We start from the raw sequence: 23,747 nt of genomic DNA, 5'->3' as shown, positions 1-23,747 counted from the left end.
CGGTCGCCCAGGCCAAACGCGAGCGCAACAGCGGCTTTCGGCCGGCCCTGAATGGCGCGGGTGGCCAAATGGCTGGGTGGGTCGAGTTAGCCGAGTCGGCCTCGCCGATCGCGCCAATCGCGCCGGTTTTCCCACAACGCCGTGCATACTGAGTATACTGGCCAACGGGTGCAGGACCGGTCTCCTGACCATTCTCTCCTGGTAGCCTCATAAGCCCTGTCATGACAGGGCTTTATGTTTTTGAAATCATTTTGAGTATGAATCTGGACATCTGCGATGGAAATCAAAGTCAACTTTCTCGACAAACTGCGTCTTGAGGCGAAGTTCGACGACTTCACGGTGATTGCCGACCAGCCCATCCGTTACAAGGGCGACGGATCGGCCCCGGGCCCGTTCGACTATTTCCTGGCCTCGTCGGCCCTGTGCGCGGCGTACTTCGTCAAGTTGTACTGCGATACGCGCAACATCCCGACCGAGAATATCCGCCTGTCGCAGAATAATATCGTCGACCCGGAGAACCGCTACCAGCAGATCTTCAAGATCCAGGTGGAGCTGCCAGCCGATATTTCGGACAAGGACCGCCAGGGCATCCTGCGCTCGATCGACCGTTGCACCGTCAAGAAAGTGGTGCAGGCCGGCCCCGAGTTCGTGATCGAAGAAGTCGACAATCTCGATGCCGATGCCCAGGCGCTGCTGACGCTGTCACCTTCCACCGACGTGCAGACCTACATCACCGGCAAGGACCTGCCGCTCGAGCAGACCATCGCCAATATGTCGGGCATGCTGGCCGACTGGGGCATCAAGATCGAAATTGCTTCGTGGCGCAATATTGTGCCGAACGTCTGGTCGCTGCATATCCGCGACGCGCATTCGCCGATGTGCTTCACCAATGGCAAGGGCGCGACGAAAGAAAGTGCTCTGGCCTCGGCCCTGGGCGAATACATCGAGCGCCTCAATTGCAACCACTTCTACGCCGGCTCGTTCTGGGGAGAAGAGATCGCCAATGCGCCGTTCGTCCATTATCCGAACGAGCGCTGGTTCAAGCCTGGCAAGAACGACGCGCTTCCATCGGGTATTCTCGACGACTACAGCCTGGCCATCTACAACCCGGACGACGAGCTGCGCGGTTCGCACCTGATCGACACCAACTCGGGCAACGCCGAGCGCGGCATCTGCGCGCTGCCGTACCTGCGCCAGTCGGACGGCGAGGTCGTGTATTTCCCGACCAATCTCATTGAAAACCTGTACGTCAGCAACGGCATGAGTGCCGGTAACACGCTGGCCGAGGCGCAGGTGCAATGCCTGTCCGAGATTTTCGAGCGCGCCGTCAAGCGCGAGATTCTCGAAGGCGAACTGTCGCTGCCGGATGTGCCGCCCGAGGTGCTGGCGAAATACCCGGGCATCGTGGCCGGTATCGCGGCGCTGGAAGAGCAGGGCTTCCCGGTGCTGGTCAAAGACGCGTCGATGGGCGGCACCTATCCCGTGATGTGCGTGACGCTGATGAACCGCAAAACGGGCGGCGTATTCGCCTCGTTCGGCGCGCATCCGAGTTTCGAGGTGGCGCTCGAGCGCAGCCTGACCGAGCTGCTGCAGGGCCGCAGCTTCGAAGGCCTGAACGATCTGCCGCAGCCGACGTTCGCGAGCAACGCCGTGACCGAGCCGAATAACTTCGTCGAACACTTCATCGATTCGAGCGGCATCGTGTCGTGGCGTTTCTTCAGCGCCAAGGCCGATTTCGATTTCGTGGAATGGGATTTTTCAAGCCAGGGCGAACACGCCAATGCCGAAGAAGCCGCGACGCTGCTGGCGATCCTGGCCGACATGGGCAAGGAAGTCTACACCGCGGTGTACGACCAACTGGGCGCAACCGCCTGCCGCATCCTGGTGCCGGGTTACTCTGAAATCTATCCGGTCGAAGACCTCATCTGGGATAACACGAACAAGTCGCTGCTGTTTCGCAGCGATGTCCTGAACCTGCATCGCCTGGACGACGACACCCTCGAGGCGCTGATCGACCGGCTGGAAAACAGTGAGCTCGACGAATACTCGGACATCGCGACGCTGATCGGCATCGAATTCGACGAGAACACCGAGTGGGGCCAGCTGACCGTGCTCGAACTCAAGCTGCTGATTCACCTGGCGCTCGGCCAGCTCGAGGATGCGCACGAACTGGTGGGCGCCTTCTTGCAGTACAACGACAACACCGTCGAACGGCGCCTGTTCTATCAGGCGATGAACGTGGTGCTGGAAGTCGAACTCGACGACGACCTGGAACTGGACGATTACGTCGTCAATTTCCGCCGCATGTATGGCGACGCCAGGATGGATGCGGTGCTTGGTTCGGTCGATGGCAGCGTGCGCTTTTATGGCTTGACGCCGACGAGCATGGCGCTCGAAGGGCTCGAGCGCCATGCTCGCCTGATCGACAGCTACAAGAAGCTGCATGCGGCGCGAGCGAAGGCAGCGGCACTGCTTGCCTAGAGCAGGAATACGCGCGCGCTGGGCCCAGGCAGCACGTCTGCATCCGTCGTCTCGTCCTTCAGCGCGACCCCGGTCAGCTGCCGTGCGCGCGCCTGTCTGAGCAGATAATGCAGCCTGGCGGCCGCTTCGGCGTAGCCCAGTCCCGCCGGCCTGACGTTCGAAATGCAGTTGCGGCGTTCGTCCGTCAGGCCCACGCGCGGCGCCCAGGTCATGTAGATGCCCATGCTGTCAGGCGCGCTCAGGCCCGGCCGTTCGCCGACCAGCACGACGACGATCTTCGCCCCCAGCAGCTCGCCGACTTCGTCGCCCACCGCCACGCGGCCTTGCTGCACGATGGCCAAAGGCGCCAGCGTCCACGATTCCTCCGCCACACGCGCACGCAGCGTGGCCAGGAACGGCGCCGCATTCTGCGCGATGGCAGACGACGACAAACCGTCCGCCACGACGATGCCGAGATCGCAGTGCCGCTTGCCGCCGTCCATCCCTGCAAGCGCCGCGCGCGATGGCGCATCGAGCCGCCGCCCCAGATCCGGGCGCTGGAGGTAGACGTTTCGGTTCTCGGCCGCGCTGTGCAGCAGGAGGGCAGGGCCGGCATCCGGCCAGGCCGCCTGCAGCGCCGGCATCAGCGCATCGGTGTCGAGCGGGACGTGCACGGCGTCGCGCGCCCGCGCGTGCGCGAGTTGAAAGTCGAGCTGCGCGCCCGTCGGCTGGCTGATGCCGGTGGCGCCCAGCGCGATGCGGGCGTCGGTGAACTGGCGCAAGGCCTGCCAGGCAGAAGCGTTGGCAGCGGGGGTGTCGGTCGAATCGGACATGAAGGAAGCCTCAGGATGTCTGCAGCAGCGCGCGCTGGAAGGCCGGGGGTACCGACTGTCCGAGTTCGAACGCGTCTGCGCCCTTGAAAATGCCCAGCTCGCGCAGCCACGCCTCGAATTCCGGCGCCGGGCGCAGGCCGAGCGCGCGGCGCGCATACAGCGCGTCGTGGAACGACGTTGTCTGGTAGTTGAGCATGATGTCGTCGCCGCCGGGAATACCCATCACGAACGTGCAGCCGGCGGCGCCGAGCATCGTCAGCAGCACATCCATGTCGTCCTGGTCGGCTTCGGCGTGGTTGGTGTAGCAGACGTCGCAGCCCATCGGCAGGCCGAGCAGCTTGGCGCAGAAGTGGTCTTCGAGGCCGGCGCGGATGATCTGCTTGCCGTCGTACAGGTATTCCGGCCCCATGAAACCCACCACCGTGTTCACCAGCAGCGGTTCGAACGCGCGCGCCACGGCGTAGGCACGGGCTTCGCAGGTTTGCTGGTCGAGCCCATGGTTGGCATTGGCCGACAGCGCGCTGCCCTGGCCGGTTTCGAAGTACATGACGTTGTTGCCCAGCGTGCCGCGGCCCAGCGACAGCGCGGCCGCGCGCGCCTCGGCCAGCAAGGCCAGGTCGATGCCGAAACTGGCGTTGGCCGCCTGCGTGCCGGCGATCGACTGGAATACCAGGTCGACCGGCGCGCCGCGCTCGATCGCCGCGATGGTGTTGGTCACGTGTGTCAGCACGCAGGATTGGGTCGGCATGCCATAGCGGCTGATGATATCGTCGAGCATCGTGACGAGCTTGATCACTTGCCCGACATTGTCGGTGGCCGGATTGATGCCGATGACGGCGTCCCCGCTGCCGTACATCAGGCCATCGAACAGGCTGGCCGCGATGCCGGAGAGGTCGTCCTTCGGGTGGTTCGGCTGCAGGCGGGTCGACAGCGTGCCGGCCAGGCCGATCGTGTTGCGAAAGCGCGTGACGACCCGGCACTTGCGCGCCACCAGCACCAGGTCCTGGATACGCATGATCTTCGAGACCGCCGCCGCCATCTCGGGCGTGATGCCACGCGCGGCGCGCGCCAGCACGGCGCCGTCGACGGCATCGCTCAAGAGCCACTCGCGCAGGCTGCCCACGGTCAAGTGGCTGATCGGCGCGAACGCGGCGGCATCGTGGCTGTCGATGATCAGGCGCGTGACTTCATCCAGTTCATACGGTACGACGGCCTCGTTCAGGAACGTGGTCAGCGGCAGGTCGGCCAGCGCCATCTGCGCGGCGACGCGTTCTTCGGCGCTGCCGGCGGCGACGCCGGCAAGATGGTCGCCCGAACGCGCCGGCGTGGCCTTGGCCAGCAGGTCGCGCAAGTCCGCAAAGACGTAGGTCGTGGTGCCGACAAGGTGGGTAATCTGGCTCATGTCAGCGATAGTGCCACAGGTCGGCGGCGGATAGGCAGCGTGGCGACGACCGGGCGCGTGTGATAGCATCGCCGCTGCTATTGCACCATTGGCAACTTGCCCCCATGATGAAGACCCCGACCGATCCGACAATGTGAGAACTGCTTCCGACACGCACACCTTCTCCTGGCGGATGCGCCTTGGCCTGCTGCTATCGCTGGCAATGCATGCTCTGCTGCTGAGCATTCCAGTCGAGGGCGACGTGTTCGGACTTCCCGGCTTGCGCATGCCGTGGGAAGAGCGGCGCCTGGCGGCGCGTGATTTGAACGTCAGGCTGGCGCCAATGCCAATACCAATGCCAACGCCAGCCCCTGCCGCCCCACCGGCGGCGCCGTCGCCCACGCCGATCGCGATACCCGAGGCGCCAGTCGCCGTGCGCCAGCCGCGTCCGCCTGCAGAGCCGGTCTCGAGCCCGCCCGCGCCCGCCGTGGCGGCCGCGTCCATCGTCAGGCGAGACACGACCCCAGCGCCGCAGACCGACGACGCGGCCAGTGCGCGCATCATCGCGCTGGAGCAAGAGCAACGTGAAAAGGCAATCGAGGATGAACGCGTGCGCCAGCAGGTCGTGCAGCGCGAGGCTGCCGCGGCGGCCGGGCAGCAGCGGCTCAGCGAACTGAAGGCGCAGGCACAGGCCCGTGACCAGGCCGCCCGCGAAGCGCTGGCCAGCGCGGAAGCGGCGCAACGCGAGGCGGCCCGTCTGGATGCGGCCCGGCAGGAACAGGCAAGGCGCGACGCCGCGCGTGCCGAGGAGGCACGGCAAGAGCAAGCGAAGCTCGACGCCGCGCGTGCCGAGGCGGCGCGGCAAGAGCAAGCGAAGCTCGACGCCGCGCGTGCCGAGGAGGCACGGCAAGAGCAAGCGAAGCTCGACGCAGCACGTGCAGAAGAGGCCCGGCAAGAGCAAGCGAAGCTCGACGCCGCACGCGCCGAAGCCACTCGCCTGGAACAAGCGAAGCTGGCGCAGCAAGAGGCTGCACGCCAGGCTTCGATCAGCCAGGAAGCAGCCCGCCAGGCACAGCTGCAGCTGCCCCAGGCGCCAGCCGCGCCCATGCAATCCGCGCAAGAAGCCCAGCGCGAAGAGCGCCTGCGTGCGATTGGCCGGCAAATGAAGCAGGAAGCCGCGCAGCGCGACGCATCGGGCGGGCAGCGCCGTGGCTGGCTCCTGGGCCGCGCCGACGCCAACGCCGATCTCGTGGCCTACGCGGAAGCCATGGGCCGCAAGATCGAGCTCAACATGAGCCTGAACAGCGTGCGCGATGTCGTCAGGCAGCCGCACAGGCAACCGCTGGTGACGGTGGCCGTGCGCAGCGACGGTTCGGTGGAGCGGGTGACGTTCGTGAACTCGAGCGGCGTGCCCGCGGTCGACGATGCGATCCGCCAGATCATTGCCAGTCACGCGCCGTACGGGCCGTTCCCGCCGGCGCTGGCGCGCCAGTACGACGTGGTGGAAATTCGGCGTACCTGGATCTTCGACGTGGCCGTGCGCCTGGAGTGAGCATATCAGCGTTACCGCGGGCCCGGCGCACCATGTGCTAGCATCCTGACAAGCTACTACTGCCAGTTCAAGGCTGCTCTTCATGCAAACCATCGCTTTCAGCGGGCCGTTCATCCTCGACCGGACCCGGCACGCCGCCGTCCAGGTGTACGAATACCTGCGGGAAGAAATCGTCAGTCTCACGCTCACGCCGGGCACGGTGCTATCGCGCAACGAGCTCTCTGCCCACTTCGACCTGTCGGTCACGCCGATCCGGGATGCGCTCACGCGTCTCGAAGAAGATGACCTGGTCGATATCTACCCGCAGCACGCCACGCGCGTGCGGGGTATCAGCATCGATTCGGCGCGCCAGGCCCATTTCCTGCGTCTGGCCCTCGAGGTCGAGGCCGTACGCACGCTGGCCGAACAGCACGACGCCTCCCTGGTGCCGGCGCTGTACGCGCTGGTGCAGCAGCAGAAGAGCGCCCTCGAGCAGCGCGATTTCAAAGCATTCAGCCGCGCCGACCAGGCGTTTCACCACCAGCTCTACGGCGCGGCCCGGGTCGAGGATCTGTGGCGCCTGATGCGCAGCCGCAGCGGCAATATGGACCGCCTGCGGCGCCTGCATCTGCCGCTGAACAACAAGGCCGAATCGGTGCTGAAGGACCACGTCGACATCGCCGATGCGATCGATCGCCGGGATGCGGCCGGCGCCGACGCGGCCGTGCGCCGCCACCTGTCAGGCACGCTGTCGCAGCTCAATGCGCTGCGCGAGCAGTTTCCGGATTACTGGACGCCGGGGGCGGACGCGCCACGCTGAGCGCGACCGTGCTTACTTCACCAGGCCCGCCTCGCGCGCCGCTTCGTCGAGCGTGTCGGCGCCCAGCGCCATGTGCTGGATTGCCGCCAGTCCCCATTGCGCCGAACCGTTGGTGCTGATATTGGCCAGCTCGTCCAGCGGTCGCAATACGGCCGCACCGTCGATGCGGCGCAGGGCCGTGCGCGGATCTTGCCGGATCCAGTCGGAAGCGAAAAATTCGCGCCAGGCCCGCAGCGACAGCGCCCGGTCGCGTGCCTGGTAGGCCGCGTAGGCCGTCATGCGCGAGTTGGTGTCGCCCATGCCGCGCCCGCCCGGATCGCTGCCCAACAGCGCCACGATCTCGGCTTTGGGCGCGTTGTAGGTGCGGCAGTATTGCAGCCAGGCGCTGCGGTAGGCAGGTACGTCCACCAGCGTCAGCAGCTCCGAATTCATTTCGACCACGCCGAACACGCCGTTCAGGTTCGAGAACTGGGCGCGCTCGCCTGGCCCCTGGAAGCGCCCCGTGCGATGGTCGTACGGCGCACCGCCGGCGAACCACTGGCGTTTCAGGCCCGCGATGCTGTCCATGCCCGCCACGATCTTGTCGCGCCAGCGGGTGTCCCCCGTGCGCTCCCATTCCGCGAGCCAGGCCGCAATCAGCGAACCCCATACTGTGCCGAACGAGGCGCCGACGTAGGTACTCGGCTGCGCATCGGGCGCCTTGGCCAGCTTGCGCGAGATGTCGACCTGGTGCAGATCCCGGTCCGAATCGAGCAGCTCGCGCATCAGGTCGCCCACGCGCTCGTCGGCGGTGAGAAAATAATAAATGCGGCGATAGGCGGCATTCGATACGCGCGGCTGCTTCGACGAATCGGACCAGTGCTGCACGCCGTGGCGCGTGCCAAACCCCTTGAAGCGCCCGAGGTGGTAGACGTCGACTTCGCCGGTATGGCGCGTCATCGCCTCGGCGTAGCGGAACAGGTCGGCCCGACCGCTGCGCAGGTAGCTGTACCACAGCCACAGGTCGGTCGACAGCTCCGAATTGTCCCAGGCATAGCCCCCGATATCATAGCGCCACATGTGGCGGTCGCCGTCATACGAGTGCATCACGTCGCCAAACGACCAGAAGCCGTACCAGCGGTGCTGCTCGGTCTCGCGCAGATACTGGTCCAGCTGCAGGGTCAAGCGCTCTTCGATCAGCTTGCGCGCCGGCGTGCCGGCATCGACCGGATCCCAGTCACCGAACACGCCGCAGGCATGGATGCGCTCTGCGCTGATCACGGGGCGGGGCGGGTGCGCTACCCCTTCGGCCATCTCCGACAATCTTGCATGCGACGGCGTCGTGCCCAATACCCACAGCTGCAGCTCGGACGTGCGCGCCACGCCGGTGGCCGCATCCCAGCCGGCTTCGTAATCTTCGTAGGTGATGTTCAGGCCCGCGATCTGCCTGGCGTGCGTGTCCATGCCGTCTTCGCCGCGGTACGAACGCATGTCCATCGCCGGCGCTTTCGGCGACCACAGCCAGGCCGTCACGTCCGCCATGTCGGTGGCGGCGTGGCGCACATCGAGCTGGACCGGGGCGCGCTGCCAGAAATCCTTCAGGCCCAGCGCCACACCGCCGGCCGCCCCGCCGGCATAGAGCAGGCCGTTGGTGCGCGTGCCGGCATTGATGTCGATCCACGCGCGCCCTGAGCGCAGGCGCTTTTGCAGCACGAAGCCATCGGGCGTGAGCTGCGCCAGCGAGAAGTCGCCCCATTCGGGGATCCAGCGCAGCCCATCCTGGACCGTTTTTGCCATGCCGGCCAGCGGCGGCAGCGCCTGGCCAGCGATCTGGGCGTCGCGATAGGCCTGGCCGGGATCGCGCCGCAGACCGGTGACGGGCCGCACCGCCTCGCCCCAGACGCCAGCGCCTTCGCCGGCAAAGCGCACGTGCCGGTCGTGGCTCGCATCCGTCATCGGCACCTGGGCCGTCACGCCCAGGCCGGCGATGAAGTCCTGCTCCGGATTGCCGTCATAGATGAAGGTATGCACGATGCGCACGCTGTCCGAGCCGCTGTAGAAGTACAGGCGCACGGAAAACGGCAGCCAGTCGCGCCCGGCCCCCGTGTGCACCCCATCGAGCTTGATGACCGCGCGCACCGGGCCGGACTGCTCCACAGTCATCGCCGTGATCCGGCTCGTGAATGGCTGGCGCGAGACCGTGCCTGCCGCCTCGAGCTGCGCACCGTCCTGGCGCAGGGCGACCAGTTTCAGGTTCTGCATGGTCACGCGGCCTGACCGGGTGGCGCTGCGCACCAGATGTTCGCCAGTACCCGGCACGGTCCAGGTCAGCTCTCCCGCGCTGACGACGGCGCCGCCCGCCGCTTGACGCACCTTGACCGTGCCCCCAGCCTGGGCAACCGGTGCGCCTGGGCGCAGCTCCCAGCCCTCGGCCGGCGCGCCGCCGGCGATCGCATGCGCGGTCCACTTGAGCGAGCCGTCCGGCCAATAGGCAAGAGGCCAGGATTGCATCGCCGGTGCGCCGGCGCCAAGCGTGAAATGCAATCGCTTGTCGGCAGGCAGGCGCACAGTTCCGCGCGGCCAGGGTACGCCAAACGTGGCGCCTTCGAAGCGGGCGGGCGCCTTGCCGTCGAGCCAGCCCAGTGCGGTGTGCCGCACCGGCGCCGGTTTGCTCCGGGTGTTGGCGGTCACGGCGTGCGAGGTGATCGGATAGGCGGCCAGCAAGGACGTGGCCGTGGCGGTGCGCAGGAACGTCCGGCGCGCGGGGGTGTCAGTCATGTCTCGTGTGCCGTCGTGACTGCGTGGCCACGACGGTCTCTCCAGGATGGTGATGGGTCACTGATATATCAGGCCGGTCGTGCCCACGCATGCTAGTTCACTGCAGCGCGTCAGTCGACAGTACGGCGCCAATCGATCATGCAGTTGACCAGTGCGCAGCAGGCCGCCCGCTTCGCTCAACTTGATGACTGAACGGTTCCTGCAGTTGTACCGAACACATCAAAATCCTAATATATCACTGCTGTTTCCTGTTGTCGTTTGCTGACTCGCCGGTTGCGAGTCAGCTTTTCTTGACCGGGAGCGGGCACCAAGCGACACCAAAGTCGCATGACACGTCGCACCGTCGCGACCTGGACACCAGGCGACAGGCGGGCCACGAACAATAATGAGATGGAGACAATCTATGTTGCAGTTCTCAGCACCGCCCATGCGCCGTTCGGTCTGCAGTTGCGCCGTCTCTGCCGCACTGCTCGTCATGACGCCCGAGGCTGTCCTGGCCCAGGCGCAGACGCAGACGGCGCCCCCGCCGGCCGCACAGTCTGACAACGCCACTAACGCCAGTCCCGCAGCCGACGCATCTACCAGCCCGGCCGCCAGCACAGTGCTGGTTCGTGGCACCCGCGAATCCGAACGCAGCTCGAACGCCCGCAAGAAAAATGCGGCGACCGCACAGGATTCGATCGTCGCCGACGATGTCGGCTCTTTCCCCGACCGCAACGTCGCTGAAGCGATCTCGCGCATCGCCGGCGTGTCGCTGGTGCGTGACGACTTCGGCGAGGGCAGCACTGTCAGCGTGCGCGGCAACACGCCGGATCTGAACCGGGTCGAGATCGACGGCATCGGCGTCGTCTCGGGCGGCGGCACCGATCTGAACGGCGGCGGCGAAGGCCGGGGTGTGAGCCTGCAGGACATGCCGGCGGAATTGATCTCGAGCGTCGACGTGGTCAAGGGCGCCACCGCCGACATGACCGAAGGCTCGCTCGGCGGCAGCATCATCATCAAGACCCGCACCGGTCTGGACTTCAAGAAGCAGACGATCGTGGCGCGCGCCGCGGCCGAGCAGAACACGCTGGCGCGCAAATGGACGCCGAGCCTGAACCTGATCTTCGCCGACAATTACCTCGATGGCCGTTTCGGCATCGTGGCCAACGTCACCAAAACCGACTCGCGCAACGAAGCGCACTCTGTCTCGCAAAATAGCGGCGCCCGTGGCGGCTACCTGCGCGTGCTCGACTTCGACAACGCGCCGGAGAAGACATTTTCGTTCAGGCCGGACGTGCTGACGGCCGACGACCCGGCGTCAACCAGTCCGCTGGCCAGCTGGGCCAGAAGTGCGGCGGCCGGGGGCGGGCGCGTCAACGCGCTGTCGCCGCAAGAAATTCTGAACCGCTCGGCGGCGGCGCAAAGCAAGGCTGCCTGCGAGACGTCGTTCCCGATGCTGCAAAACGGCGACGTGGCCGGCCTGTCGAGCGCCGACGCCAGCCGCGCCCGCAACCAGCGCATCAACGAGCTGCGCACATGCCTGGGCCAATGGAACGATTATTCTCCCGACCTGCTGCGCAACACGATCCGTCGCAACCGCGACCAGCGCACCAACGCCGACCTGCGCGCCGACTTCAAGGTCAACCGGGACCTGACGGTGTACGCCAAGTACAACCGGAGCGACCGTACGCTCGATGAAGACATCCTCAACCTGAGCCTGGGGAACATCGCCTTAAACGGCGTCGGCACCTTTGCCGACGCAGCCCAGGTGGGCGGCGTCGCCACCCGCACGCCAGTCGCGGGCAGCAACGTGTACTTCTACAATACGCCGACCAATGCCGGCAGTTCATCCACCTACCGCGGCATCACCAACGGCCAGGTCGCCAACGTGATTCCCTCGTCGGTCAGGGTCGATGCCAATCACCACCTGACCGGCTTCACGCTGGCCAACGGCGTCGCCACCACCGACCAGATCACGAGCGAAATGGAAAACAAGACGCAGACGGGTGTGCTTGGCGGCAGCTGGAAGTCGGGCGGCCTGAATGTCGAATTCCTGGGCGGGCGCACCAAATCGGACTTTTACCGCTACGGCTGGCGCTCGAGCATCAGCACCAATTATGGTCCCGTCGACGTGGCCGTCAGTCCGAACGGACTGTGGACGCACACGCCGCAGAACGCGGGCTTCGACCAGGGCGACCCGGCCGGCTACAGCGCGCTTGCATCAAGCGCACCCGGCATGCCGCTGCGCACGGCAGGCGTGAACGGCACCCAGCTCACGCTCGACAACCCACGCCTGAACGAGATGACCGAGGACGTGCTCAAGCTCGACGCCCGTTATGCGGTCGGCCGCCATGTGTCGTTCCTGCAGAATATCAAGGCCGGCCTGAACGGCCGCAAGATGGGCTCGTCGAGCTGGGGTACCGGTGGCTACAACGTCAGCAGCGATCCGCTGGTGGTCGTGCCCGATCTCGCCGTGCGCAGCTTTTTCTACGGCTGCCAGGACACGAGCGCATCGGCAGGCACCGCCAATGCTTGCCGCTACGGCACCAACCCGGCCGCAACCGCGCTGGCCAACCCGCGCGACATCCGCGACGTCAGCATCGTGATGACACCGGCCGAGTACAACAGCGTGATCGGCCAGGTGCTCACGCGCCAGACCAATCCCTTCTTTGCCGGCGCCAAGGACCGTCCGGATACGCTGGTCAATGGCTGGACCGAGCTCGACTTGAGAAAGCTGTGGGCGCTGACCGGTGTGCCGAACATGAATCCGCTCGACTGCCTGAAAGAGTGCGAGGCCAACGACGGCAAGCGCTATGCGCAACCGGTCACGCAAGTGGCCGAGAAAGTCATGGCCGGCTACCTGTCGACCGACTTCGCGTTCGACCGCATCCCGTTCACCGAACGCGCCTTGCCGTTCGGCTGGGAACTGGAAGGCAACTTCGGCTACCGCTACGTCAAGACCAAAGTCAGCGGCACCAGCTCGACCACGTTCCAGGCGGTCACGCCCAATCCGGCGGGCGGGGAAGTCACCAGTGCGTTTCGCCGCAACAGCACGCTCGCGCGCGACACCACCGACATCATGCCGATCCTGAACCTGGCGCTGTGGCCGATCAAGGACGAACTGGTGCTGCGCTATAACCGCGCCAAGCAGATCGCGCGCCCGCCCGCCAGCCGCCTGACCGGATCGTCCGTGGTCTGCACCAATGACTACACGGCGCTCGAAGGCGGCGGCGAAGACGATGACAGCACCATGTCGTGTTCCGGCGTGATGGGCAACCCGAGCCTGCGCGCGCAGACGAACCTGAACCAGAACGGCTCGCTCGAGTGGTACCCCAACCGCGACACGGTGCTGGGACTGACCGCGTTTCGCTCGAAAGGCATTATCGGCGCCGCGCAGCGCGTGGGCGTGGTGAGCCGGCCATTCGCGGGAACTGGCGAGACCGACCCGCTGGGCCGCTCGCTCGAGGATGTCGCGTTCTCATACTCCACCTGGGAAAACGGCCCGGCGCTGCTGAAAAAAGGCATCGAGATGTCGGGCAAGACCGCCTTCACGTTCCTGCCATCCTTCTTGGCGAATACCGGCGTGAGCGCCAATTACACGCGCCTTCGCACCACCAGCCTGGAAGGGCAGATCCGCGACCTGCTCACCGGCGCGCCGCTCGATCCGGTTGGCCAGGAGCGCTATTCGTGGAACACGTCGCTCTGGTACGACGACGGCGCGCTGCAGATGCGCGTGGCGCTGCAGGTCGTCACGAGCACCTTTTCGCGCATCGCCGACGACGATTCGTTCTCGAACTTCCCGGCCACCGGCGTCACCACCGTCGGCGCGCTGCCGTACAACCCGGGTTCGCCCGTGTTTCGCGATGGCCGCCGCTTCATCGACGCCAAGATCGCCTACCGCTTCGCCAATGGGGTCGAACTGTTCGCCGAGGCGCGCAACCTGGGCAAGTCGACCGTCACCAACTCGCAGGGCGCGTTTGCACCGTTTTCCGATGGCGTCCCGTCGATCAACGACTACATCTTCGGCGGCGCGCGCTACATGGTCGGAATGATCATCCGTAAGTAACCGCACGACAGCAGCACCACCATAAAAACACCAGGAGACCCAATGCACTGTTCATCATCACAACGCAAGACGGCGGCGGCCCGCATCAACATCGCCCGGGCCGTAGCGATCGTGTGCGCCGGCGCCTGCGCGTCGGGCGCATTCGCCCAGGAGCGCGCCGCCGAGCCGGCCGAAGGCCTGCAAACCGTGACCGTCACCGCGCAAAAGCGGCCGGAATCGATGCAGAACGTGCCGGTTGCCGTCAGCACGGTGGACGCCCGCGCGATCGAGAACCAGCAGATCGTGGGGTTCAGCGACCTGACGCGCGTCGCGCCCGCGCTGACGATCAACGAAAACCCGAACAACAGCAATTTGTCGCTGCGCGGCATCGGCACCTTTGCCTACAGTATCGGCATCGAATCGGCTGTCTCGGTGATCGTCGACGACGTGCCGGTCATCCAGCAGCTGCAGGCGTTCTCCAATCTGTCCGACATCGCGCGGGTGGAAGTGCTGCGCGGCCCGCAGGGCACGCTGTTCGGCAAGAATGCGTCGGCCGGCGTGATCAATATCGTCACGAAGGAATCGAGCGAAGAACGCGAAGGCCACGCGCAAGTGACCTGGACGGGCGATGGCGAGCGGCGCGTGGAAGCAGGATTGTCCGGGCCGCTCAGCGAAACGGTGGGTTACCGCTTCAATGCGTATAGCGGCAACCGCAAGGGCGACATCGACAACCTGCTGGACGGCGCGGACCTCAATGGCGAACGCAGCAAAGGGGCGCGCGTGCGGCTGGACTTCAAGCCATCGTCCACGTTCGATGGCAAGGTGATCGCCGACTACGGCGAGCGGCGCATCGAGGGTCCTGTCACCACGTTCCGCGTGGCGCCGCCTGATGCGCGCTACCAGAACCGGGTCCCGGTCGGCCCGGCCCTGGCGGGGATCACGCCAGGGCCGGACAACCGCAGCGTACTGATCGACGACCCCGGCTTCGCCGATCACAAAAACCTGAGCCTGAGCGCCGCGCTGAACTGGAAGCTGCCAGGCCACACCCTCACGTCGGTCACGACCTGGCAAGACTGGCAATTCGACGTCCTGGCCGACTTCGACATCACGAACCTCGACCTGCTGGGGGCGCTCACCAATGGCAGCCAGCGGGGCGGCGTGACGGCGGGCGGCCCATACCGCTCGCGCATGTCGACCCAGGAGCTGCGCCTGACGTCAAACGGCGATGGTCGCCTGACCTACCTTGGCGGCTTGTACTACGCCGATTCGCGTACCGAACGCACCTTCGTTCGCGGTCCCGTGCAGTCGGTGGCCAACTGGGCGGCCCGTTCGGGCAACCGGACCGCGGCGGCGTTCGCGCAGACCGAGTACCGCCTTGCCCCCGGCACGCGCGTGAGCCTGGGCGCGCGCCTGAACCGCGAAACGATCGAGGTCGATTTCGCCAACCGCGTGCCGGCCGTGCCGCTGGTGTTCGATGGCCGCAGCCGCGACGATGCGGCCACCGGCAAGGTCGCGCTGCAGCATGACCTGCGCCCGGGCGTCATGGTGTACGGTTCGTTCGCGACCGGCTACAAGGGCGCCGGCTACGATATCTCCACCGGGTTCAATGCCGGCCGCGTGCGCCAACCGGTGGCGCCCGAAACGTCCCGGGCATGGGAACTGGGCATGAAGAGCCGGTTCCTGGCCAACCGGTTGCAGGTCAATGCCACTGCCTTCCATACCGACTACACCGATTTCCAGGCCCAGTCGCGCCGCCTCGATCCGGTCACGAATGTGTACGAGAACGTGGTCAACAACGTGGGCGAACTGCGCACCCGCGGCGTCGAGTTCGAGGTGCAGGGCAAGCCGATCAACACGTTGATGTTGGAAGCTTCGCTGGCATGGGTCGACGCCATGATCAAATCGTATCCGAACACAAATTGCTACCCGGGCCAGAGCGCGGCCCAGGGCTGCATCACGACCGGCGGCGTGGCGGTCCAGGACTTGTCGGGCGCCCGGCTGTCGAATGCGCCGCGCACCAAGCTCAATCTGGGCGCCACCTGGAATTTCATGGTGGGCGAGACCGGCTACAGCGGCATCGCCAATCTCAATGGCCAGTACCAGTCTGCGGTCAACTTCGACCTGTCCAACCCGCTGACCGTGCAGAAGGGCTACGGCATTGTCAACGGCAGCGTGGCGTTGTCCAACCCGGCGCAAAACCTGAAGGTGACGTTCTATGTCAACAACCTGTTCGACAAGAGCTACGCCAGCTTCATCGGCGACCATTACAGCGTGTATGGCAATGTCCACGTGCTGACCCAGACCCTGTCGCGCAATGCGGACCGCTACCTTGGCGTGCGCGTGAAGTATGATTTCTGATCCCCGCGCGCCAGTCGCCACCTTACTGTTGACACTCATGAGACACCTCATTACTGCACTCTACCTGTGCCTGGGCATGCTCGCCTGCGCGGCTGCCTTCGCGCAGGATCTGCGCCCAGCCTTCCTGCTCACCGGCGCGGCCGCGCGCGACAGCCAGGACCTCTCGGGCCGGTGGACCTACTCGAAGGACCTGTACCGCACGGGGCTGAACGATATCAACGGCTGGGTGGCGAAGTCGCGCATGCAGCGTTTTCGTGACGTCGACATCGCTGCGGTCGAAGCGAAGGGCGGGGCGGATTTCTATGAATTCGACCTCGATCGCGGGCCTGCCATCGCGGTGCCCGGCGCCTGGAATGCGGCCACGCCCGAGCTGCGCTACTACGATGGCCTGATCTGGTTCGGACGCAAATTCACGGCCACCCCGCAGGCCGGCAAGCGCGCCTTCTTGCGCTTTGAGGCAGTCAACTACCGGGCTTACGTCTATGTCAATGGCAAGGAGGTCGGGCGCCATGAAGGCGGCTTCACGCCGTTCGTGCTCGAAGTGACCGAGGCGCTGCGCGCCGGCGAGAACCGGCTGGTCGTGGGCGTCGATTCGAGCCACGACGCGCAGTCGATCCCCACCACCATCACCGACTGGGACCTGTACGGCGGCATCACGCGCAAGGTTTCCCTGATCACGACGCCGGCGACCTTCATCGACGACGCGACGCTGGCGCTGCGGTCCGACGGGCGCATTGCCGGCGAGGTGCGGCTGCAGGGCCCGCAGGCCGCGAACCAGCCGGTGAACGTCGCCATCGGCACGCTCGCCACGGTGCGCGTGGTCACCGATGCGAATGGCCGCGCGGCGCTCGACCTGCCAGCGCCGAAAGGATTGCAGCGCTGGAGTCCCGAGCAGCCGACGCTGTACGACGTGCGCTTCACCAGCGCCGGCGACGCGCTGCAGGACCGCATCGGATTCAGGACGATCGCCGTGAAGGGCAACCAGATCCTGTTGAACGGCAAACCGCTCTACCTGCGTGGCATCTCGCTGCACGAAGAAGAGTTCGGCCCCAACCCGGCGCGGCACATGACCGAGCAGAACGCGCGCGCGCTGCTGCATGAGATCAAGCATGGCCTGAACGGGAACTACGTGCGCCTGTCGCACTACCCGCATTCCGAGACCACGGTGCGCCTGGCCGATGAAATGGGTCTTTTGGTGTGGAGCGAGATTCCCGTGTACTGGACGGTGGACTGGGAAAACCCGGCGGTGCTCAACAAAGCGCTGGTGATGCAGGCCGAGACGGTCTACCGCGACCGCAACCGCGCCGCGGTGATCCTGTGGAGCGTGGGGAACGAGACGCCGGTGGCGCCGGCGCGCACGCGCTTTCATGCAGCGATGGCCGACAACGTGCGCCAGCTCGACCCGACGCGCCTGATCAGCGCCGCGCTGCTGGTCGAGCGCAAGGGCGACGTGCTCGAGATCCAGGATCCGCTGGTCGACAAGCTCGATGTGCTGGCCGTGAACATCTACGCCGGCTGGTACGGCGCCGATACGCTCGATGCGATCGCCAACCTCACCTGGAACGTGCCGGCCGACCGGCCGCTCATCCTGTCCGAGTTCGGCGCCGACGCGCTGGCGGGCCACCGCAACCAGGGCCTCAAGAAGTTCACCGAGGAGTACCAGGCCGAGTACTACCGCAAGACGCTGGCGATGGCCGGCCGCATCCCGACGCTGCGCGGCCTGTCGCCGTGGATCCTGAAGGATTTCCGTTCGCCGCGCCGTGAACACCCGGTGTTCCAGGATGGCTGGAACCGCAAGGGCATCGTGTCCGAAACCGGCGTGCGCAAGCAGGCCTTCGGCGTGCTGGCCGATTACTACCGCAGCAAACAATAACCGATGCGACCAATGACACCGGAGTCCTTCATGAATACCTACGTTGCCGGCGCGCCGGTCATCAACGCCATGCGCGTCGTCCCCGTCGCCGGGCAGGACAGCATGCTGCTGAACCTGAGCGGCGCCCATGGCCCCTGGTTCACCCGCAATATCGTGATCCTGACCGACAGCGCCGGTAATACCGGCCTGGGCGAAGTGCCGGGCGGCGACGCCATCCGCCAGACGCTCGAGGATGCGCGCCCGCTCGTCATCGGCAAGTCGCTGGGCGACTACAACGCCGTGTTGAACAGCATGCGCAGTGCATTCGCCGGGCGCGACGCCGGCGGGCGCGGGCTGCAGACGTTCGACCTGCGCACGGCCATTCACGCCGTCACGGCGGTGGAATCGGCGCTGCTCGACCTGCTCGGCCAGTTCATGCACGTGCCGCTGGCGAGCCTGCTGGGCGAGGGCATGCAGCGCGCGGCCGTGCCGATGCTCGGCTACCTGTTCTATATCGGCGAACGTGGCCGCACGAACCTCGATTACCGGGGCGAACCCGAGGCGGACGATGCGTGGCTGCGGCTGCGCAACGAGGCGGCGCTCACGCCCGAAGCGGTGGTGGCGCTGGCCGAGGCGGCGCAGGCGCGCTACGGCTTCCAGGATTTCAAGCTCAAGGGCGGCGTGTTGTCGGGCGACGCCGAGATGGACGCGGTGGTCGCGCTGCACGAACGCTTCCCCGGTGCGCGCGTGACGCTCGACCCCAATGGCGCCTGGTCGCTGGCCGAGGCGGTGCGCCTGTGCCGCGACAAGCACGACGTGCTGGCCTATGCCGAAGACCCGTGCGGGGCCGAGAATGGTTTCTCGGGCCGCGAAGTGATGGCCGAATTCCGGCGCGCGACCGGCCTGCTCACCGCGACCAATATGGTGGCGACCGACTGGCGCCAGATGGCGCACTCGATCCAGCTGCAGTCGGTGGACATCCCGCTGGCCGACCCGCATTTCTGGACCATGCAGGGTTCGGTGCGCGTGGCGCAGCTGTGCCAGATGTTCGGCCTGACCTGGGGCTCGCATTCGAACAACCACTTCGATATCTCGCTGGCGATGTTCACCCACGTGGGCGCGGCCGCGCCGGGGCGCGTCACCGCCATCGACACGCACTGGATCTGGCAGGACGGCCAGCGCCTGACCCGCGAGCCGTTACGCATCGAGGGCGGCATGGTGCGCGTGCCGGAGAGGCCAGGGCTGGGCATCGAGCTCGATCCGGACGCGCTGGAAGCGGCGCACCAGGCCTACAACAAGTTGGGCGTCGGTGCGCGGGACGATGCGGTGGCAATGCAGTTCCTGGTATCAGGGTGGAAGTTCGACCACAAGCGGCCTTGCCTGGTGCGCTAGCGACGCGCCGGGAACGATACGTTGACTGAAGACCGTCGCGGGGCCAAATCGCTGAGCCGGGGTTCCCGCCTGCGCGGGGAAGGCGTTTTTTCGTTTACCCGAAGACCGTCGTTCCAGCGAAGGCTGGAACCCAAGTCTGGTCGCGGGCCACGATAAATTTTTTGGCCAATGAAGAACCGTCGTTCCAGCCTTCGCTGGAACGACGTGCAAATTGCCTGAATGTGGCGTTTGGCATCGCCTGGATTGCAGCTCCGGCAACGAAAATACCGTCTATTGCAGACGTATCGTTTATCCCGGACAGCAGTGCGCCTGCGCGGGAACGACGGTTTTTAAGCCAGAGGTATTGTCAACCGGCTACGACGCGGGATACTTCGGCCCCATCGTCACAAACGCCCCACCTTGCAGGAACGTGCTCGAATCATCCGGCGCCGGATACGCAAACTCTTGTGGCAGATTGCCCGCAAACTGCGCCGAGCTGTCCCTCGCCTGGAACGCCAGGTGACGCGAATGGCGGTCATCCCACCAGCGCCCCGGATTGTCCGACACGCCAAACGTGACGGTATGCCCCACGCGTGGCGTGACCAGCGCGCGGCGCAGCAGTTCGACCATGTCGTCCAGGCTTAGCCACGTGACCATCTGCCGGTGCGTCGTCGGCTCGGGGAAGCAGTAGCCGATGCGCAGGCACACGGTCTCCACGCCGAACCGGTCCCAGTAATAGCGCGACAGGTTCTCGCCCCACACTTTCGACAGGCCGTAGTAGCCGTCCGCGCGCGTGGGCATGCCCGCATCCACCCGCTCGCTCGTCTCGTACATCCCCATCGTGTGATTGCTGCTGGCGAAGACCACGCGCCGGATGCCCAGCTTGTGTACCGCTTCGTACAGGTTGACCATGCCCAGGATGTTGGCATCCATGATGGGCGCGAATTCGACCTCGGTCGAGACGCCGCCGAAGTGCAGGATCGCGTCCATGCCTTCGCACATCTGCATCACATCGTCGCGGTTGGCCAGGTCGCACCGGACGACTTCTTCGCCCGGGCCGGCCGGGCCGATATCGGCCACGTCGGCCAGGCGCACGATGTCGGCAAAGGCCTGCAGATGCGGGCGCAGGCGCCGGCCCAGGTTGCCGCCGGCGCCGGTGAAGAGGATGCGTTTGAATGGTTTGGTCATGAAGTTCGAGTGAAAAGTTGAGAAGCGCTGCACGGCCTGTCTGGGACAATATGTCGGCTGCGAGAGCGTTATTACCGGCCCGTTGGGCGCGGGTGTCAATGCGATCCGCGTGAACGGTCAGCTTGTTGAGTGATTGGCCGATGCATGGCACAGCGCCCGCCAAATGGGGAACAATGGCGATGCTGGTCGATTAATATATTACCTGGATGGGTACGCATGCTTTCTCGTTTCATCATCTCGATCCTGTTGCTGGCCAGCGCACCGGCCCATGCCGAGCGTGCGCAATACGACTTCAATCCGGGCTGGAAGCTGCTGGTGGGCGACCGGGCCGGCGCAGCGCAGCCGGCGTTCGACGACGCCGCCTGGAAGCCGGTCACGCTGCCGCGCGCCTGGAACGAGGATGACGCCTTTGCCAAGGACATCGTCGACCATTCGACCGGCGTCGCCTGGTACCGCAAGCGCTTCACGCTGGCCGCTGACACGCCCGGCCAGCAAGTTTTCCTGGAATTCGAAGGCGCGCGCCAGGCCGCCGAAGTGTTCGTCAATGGCCGCCGCATCGGCCTGCACGAGAACGGCGTCACCGCCTTCGGCTTCGACATCGGCGGCGCGCTCGTGCCGGGCGAGAACGTGGTGGCGGTGCGCACCGACAATCGCTGGGACTACCGCGAACAGGCCACGGGCCAGCGCTACCAGTGGGCCGACCGCAATTTCAATGCCAACTATGGCGGCTTGCCAAAGAACGTGCGCCTGCACGTGACCGGCTCGCTGTACCAGACGCTGCCCCTGTTTTCCAACCTGGGCACCACTGGCGTCTACATCCACGCGCGCGAGTTCGATATCCCGGCGCGCAGCGCGACCATCACTGCCGAATCCGAGGTGCGCAACGCGGGCAGCACCGCGCGCAGCTTCGGCTACGACGTCACGATCCGCGACCAGGACGGCAGGACGGTGGCGCGTTTCAGCGCGCCGGTGCAGTCGGTGGCCGCCGGCGCCACCACGACCGTGCGCGCCAGCAGCCGGGTGGGCAACCTGCAGTTCTGGAGCTGGGGTTACGGTTACCTGTACGACGTCGTCACGACGCTCACCGTCGACGGCGTGGCAATCGACAGCGTCACCACCCGCACCGGCTGGCGCAAGACCGCCTTTGGCGACGGCATGGTGACGCTGAATGACCGCGCGATCCAGATGAAGGGCTATGCCCAGCGCACCTCGAACGAGTGGCCGGCGATCGGCCTGTCGGTGCCGGCCTGGCTGAGCGACTACAGCAACGGCCTGGCCGTGGCCGGCAACGCGAACCTCGTGCGCTGGATGCACACCGCGCCGTGGAAGCAGGATGTGGAATCGCTCGACCGGGTCGGCCTGATGCAGGCGATGCCGGCGGGCGACTCCGAGCGCGATGTCGACGGGCGGCGCTGGGAACAGCGCGTGGAAGCGATGCGCGATGCGATCATCTACTTTCGCAACAACCCCAGCATCCTGTTCTACGAGGCTGGCAACAAGGGCGTAAGCGTGGCACACATGGCCGAGATGAAGGCCTTGCGCGACCGCTACGACCCGCATGGCGGCCGCGCGGCCGGCAGCCGTGAAATGCTCAGTACCGAGCTGCAGTCTGTCGCCGAATACGGCGGTGAAATGCTCTACATTAACAAGAGCGCGCGCAATCCGATGTGGGCGACCGAATACGCCCGCGACGAAGGCGCCCGCAAATTCTGGGACGATTTCAGCCCGCCATTCCACAAGGATGGCGACGGCCCGCTGCACAAGGGCGAGAGCGCGCGCACCTACAACCGCAACCAGGACAGTTTCGCGATCGAGAACGTGCGGCGCTGGCATGACTACTGGCGCGAGCGCCCCGGCACCGGCACGCGCGTCTCGAGCGGCGGCGTCAACATCATTTTCTCGGACAGTAACACGCACCATCGCGGCGCCGAAAACTACCGCCGCAGCGGCGAGGTCGACGCCATGCGCATTCCGAAAGATGGCTTCTACGCGCACCAGGTGATGTGGGATGGCTGGGTCGACGTCGAGCGACCGCGCACGCACATCGTCGGCCACTGGAACTATGCACCCGGCACGGTCAAGCCGGTCCACGTGGTGTCGAGCGCCCACACGGTGCGCCTGGCGCTCAACGGCAAGCCGCTCGGCGCGGCGCGCCAGAGCGAACGCTTCCTGTTCACGTTCGACGATGTGGCGTGGGCCGCGGGCGAGTTGACGGCAACCGGTTACGATGCCGATGGCAGGCAGGTGAGCCAGGCGCGGCTGGTCACGGCCGGCAAGCCGGTGGCGCTGCGGTTGACCGGCATCCCGTCGCCGCACGGCTTGCGCGCCGACGGCGCCGATCTGGCGCTGGTCGAGGTCGAGGCAGTCGATGCGCAGGGCCGGCGCAACCCGGTGGCGCTCGATACCGTTCACTTTTCGCTCACCGGTCCGGCCGAATGGCGCGGCGGGATCGCCCAGGGACCGGGCAACCATGTACTCGCGCGCTCGCTGCCGGTCGAGGGCGGCGTGAACCGCGTCTTCGTGCGCAGTACAACGCAGGCAGGGCGCATCGTGCTGCAGGCTCGCGCCGACAATCTGGCGCCGGCCGAACTGGTGCTGGTCGCGCACAAGGTAGAGGTCAACAAAGGTTTGGCCAGAATGCCCGCGCCGCCGCCGGTTCGCCTGGAACGCGGCCCGACGCCGGCGACGCCATCGTTCACCGTCAGCCGCATTGCCGTCGCGGTTGCGTCGAGTACCGCCGCCAGCAATGCCTCTGCGGCCGGGCAGTCGGTCGACGACGACGAAACGACAAGCTGGGCCAGCAAGCCGGGCGAACCGGCCGAGATCACCTACCGCCTGGCGCAGCCTGCCGACCTGCACGAAGTCTCGCTCAAGCTGGCTGGCTGGCGCGAGCGCAGCTATCCGCTGCGCATCCTGGTCGACGGCGTCGAAGCGTACCGCGGCGTCACGCCCAAGAGCCTCGGCTACGTCACGCTGCCGCTGCGCCACGCGCGGGGCAGCGAGGTGCGCATCGTGCTCGACGGCGCCGCCAGCGACAGCGCCGCGACCGAGATGCGCGAAGTGGCCGACCAGGCCAACACCGATACCGGCGCCGGGCGCGTCGCGCGCTCGGCGCTGGCCATCGTCGAAGCCGAATTCTATGCATTGCCGCCAGTGCGAAAGTAGCCCG

12 protein-coding genes are annotated in these 23,747 nt (G+C 66.1%); 8 read left to right on the top strand and 4 right to left on the bottom strand.

The genetic code is table 11. From position 1 onward, the window contains the following. Positions 1–276: 276 nt before the first annotated feature. The gene (locus AB2N08_RS02975; RefSeq protein WP_367609119.1) at positions 277–2,481 is read left to right on the top strand and encodes an OsmC domain/YcaO domain-containing protein; all 2,205 of its coding nucleotides are present in this window, start codon (positions 277–279) and stop codon (positions 2,479–2,481) included. On the opposite strand, the gene eutC is transcribed toward AB2N08_RS02975, so the two are convergent. Beyond that, a complete protein-coding gene (gene eutC, locus AB2N08_RS02970) occupies positions 2,478–3,293 on the bottom strand; it encodes an ethanolamine ammonia-lyase subunit EutC (protein ID WP_367609118.1) in 816 nt (271 codons plus the stop codon). The two genes, AB2N08_RS02975 and eutC, sit on opposite strands and share 4 nt — an antisense overlap. Positions 3,294–3,303: 10 nt before the next feature. Then, entirely contained in the window at positions 3,304–4,695 is a 1,392-nt protein-coding gene (locus tag AB2N08_RS02965; protein WP_367609117.1) for an ethanolamine ammonia-lyase subunit EutB, read from the bottom strand. Between the two features lie 133 nt (positions 4,696–4,828). Here AB2N08_RS02965 and AB2N08_RS02960 point away from each other — a divergent pair, with 133 nt between their 5' ends. Next, positions 4,829–6,226 carry a TonB C-terminal domain-containing protein gene (locus AB2N08_RS02960; RefSeq protein ID WP_367609116.1) on the top strand — a complete coding sequence of 466 codons (1,398 nt, stop codon included), beginning with the start codon at positions 4,829–4,831 and terminating at the stop codon, positions 6,224–6,226. 82 nt (positions 6,227–6,308) lie between these two features. Continuing rightward, positions 6,309–7,025 carry a GntR family transcriptional regulator gene (locus AB2N08_RS02955; RefSeq protein ID WP_367609115.1) on the top strand — a complete coding sequence of 239 codons (717 nt, stop codon included), beginning with the start codon at positions 6,309–6,311 and terminating at the stop codon, positions 7,023–7,025. Positions 7,026–7,037: 12 nt separating this feature from the next. Here AB2N08_RS02955 and AB2N08_RS02950 read toward each other — a convergent pair whose 3' ends face one another. Continuing rightward, the gene (locus AB2N08_RS02950; protein WP_367609114.1) at positions 7,038–9,782 is read right to left on the bottom strand and encodes an exo-rhamnogalacturonan lyase family protein; all 2,745 of its coding nucleotides are present in this window, start codon (positions 9,780–9,782) and stop codon (positions 7,038–7,040) included. A 403-nt stretch (positions 9,783–10,185) separates the two neighbouring features. On the opposite strand from AB2N08_RS02950, the gene AB2N08_RS02945 reads away from it, so the two are divergent. From AB2N08_RS02945 to gudD, 4 genes are read left to right on the top strand one after another with little or no spacing between them, the layout of a single operon-like run. Then, positions 10,186–13,830 (top strand): TonB-dependent receptor, encoded by a 3,645-nt coding sequence (locus AB2N08_RS02945; protein WP_367609113.1) that lies wholly within the window; start codon positions 10,186–10,188, stop codon positions 13,828–13,830. Between the two features lie 42 nt (positions 13,831–13,872). Then, positions 13,873–16,167: a TonB-dependent receptor gene (locus AB2N08_RS02940; RefSeq protein ID WP_367609112.1), complete on the top strand. Its 2,295-nt coding sequence runs from the start codon at positions 13,873–13,875 to the stop codon at positions 16,165–16,167. Positions 16,168–16,204: 37 nt separating this feature from the next. Next, complete coding sequence (locus AB2N08_RS02935) at positions 16,205–18,040, top strand: glycoside hydrolase family 2 protein (protein ID WP_367609111.1); 1,836 nt, start codon at positions 16,205–16,207, stop codon at positions 18,038–18,040. A 30-nt stretch (positions 18,041–18,070) separates the two neighbouring features. Beyond that, complete coding sequence (gudD, locus tag AB2N08_RS02930; RefSeq protein ID WP_367609110.1) at positions 18,071–19,411, top strand: glucarate dehydratase; 1,341 nt, start codon at positions 18,071–18,073, stop codon at positions 19,409–19,411. A gap of 354 nt (positions 19,412–19,765) precedes the next feature. Here the strand turns inward: gudD and AB2N08_RS02925 are convergent, their stop codons facing one another. After that, positions 19,766–20,578, bottom strand: a complete 813-nt coding sequence (locus AB2N08_RS02925; protein ID WP_367609109.1) for an NAD-dependent epimerase/dehydratase family protein — start codon at positions 20,576–20,578, stop codon at positions 19,766–19,768. A gap of 216 nt (positions 20,579–20,794) precedes the next feature. Here AB2N08_RS02925 and AB2N08_RS02920 point away from each other — a divergent pair, with 216 nt between their 5' ends. Continuing rightward, positions 20,795–23,743 (top strand): glycoside hydrolase family 2 protein, encoded by a 2,949-nt coding sequence (locus AB2N08_RS02920; protein WP_367609108.1) that lies wholly within the window; start codon positions 20,795–20,797, stop codon positions 23,741–23,743. Positions 23,744–23,747: the final 4 nt, after the last annotated feature.

Source organism: Massilia aurea (assembly GCF_040790145.1).
In the GTDB taxonomy this organism is placed as follows: Bacteria; Pseudomonadota; Gammaproteobacteria; order Burkholderiales; family Burkholderiaceae_D; genus Telluria; species Telluria aurea_C.
This window is presented reverse-complemented; position numbering and strand designations above follow the sequence as displayed.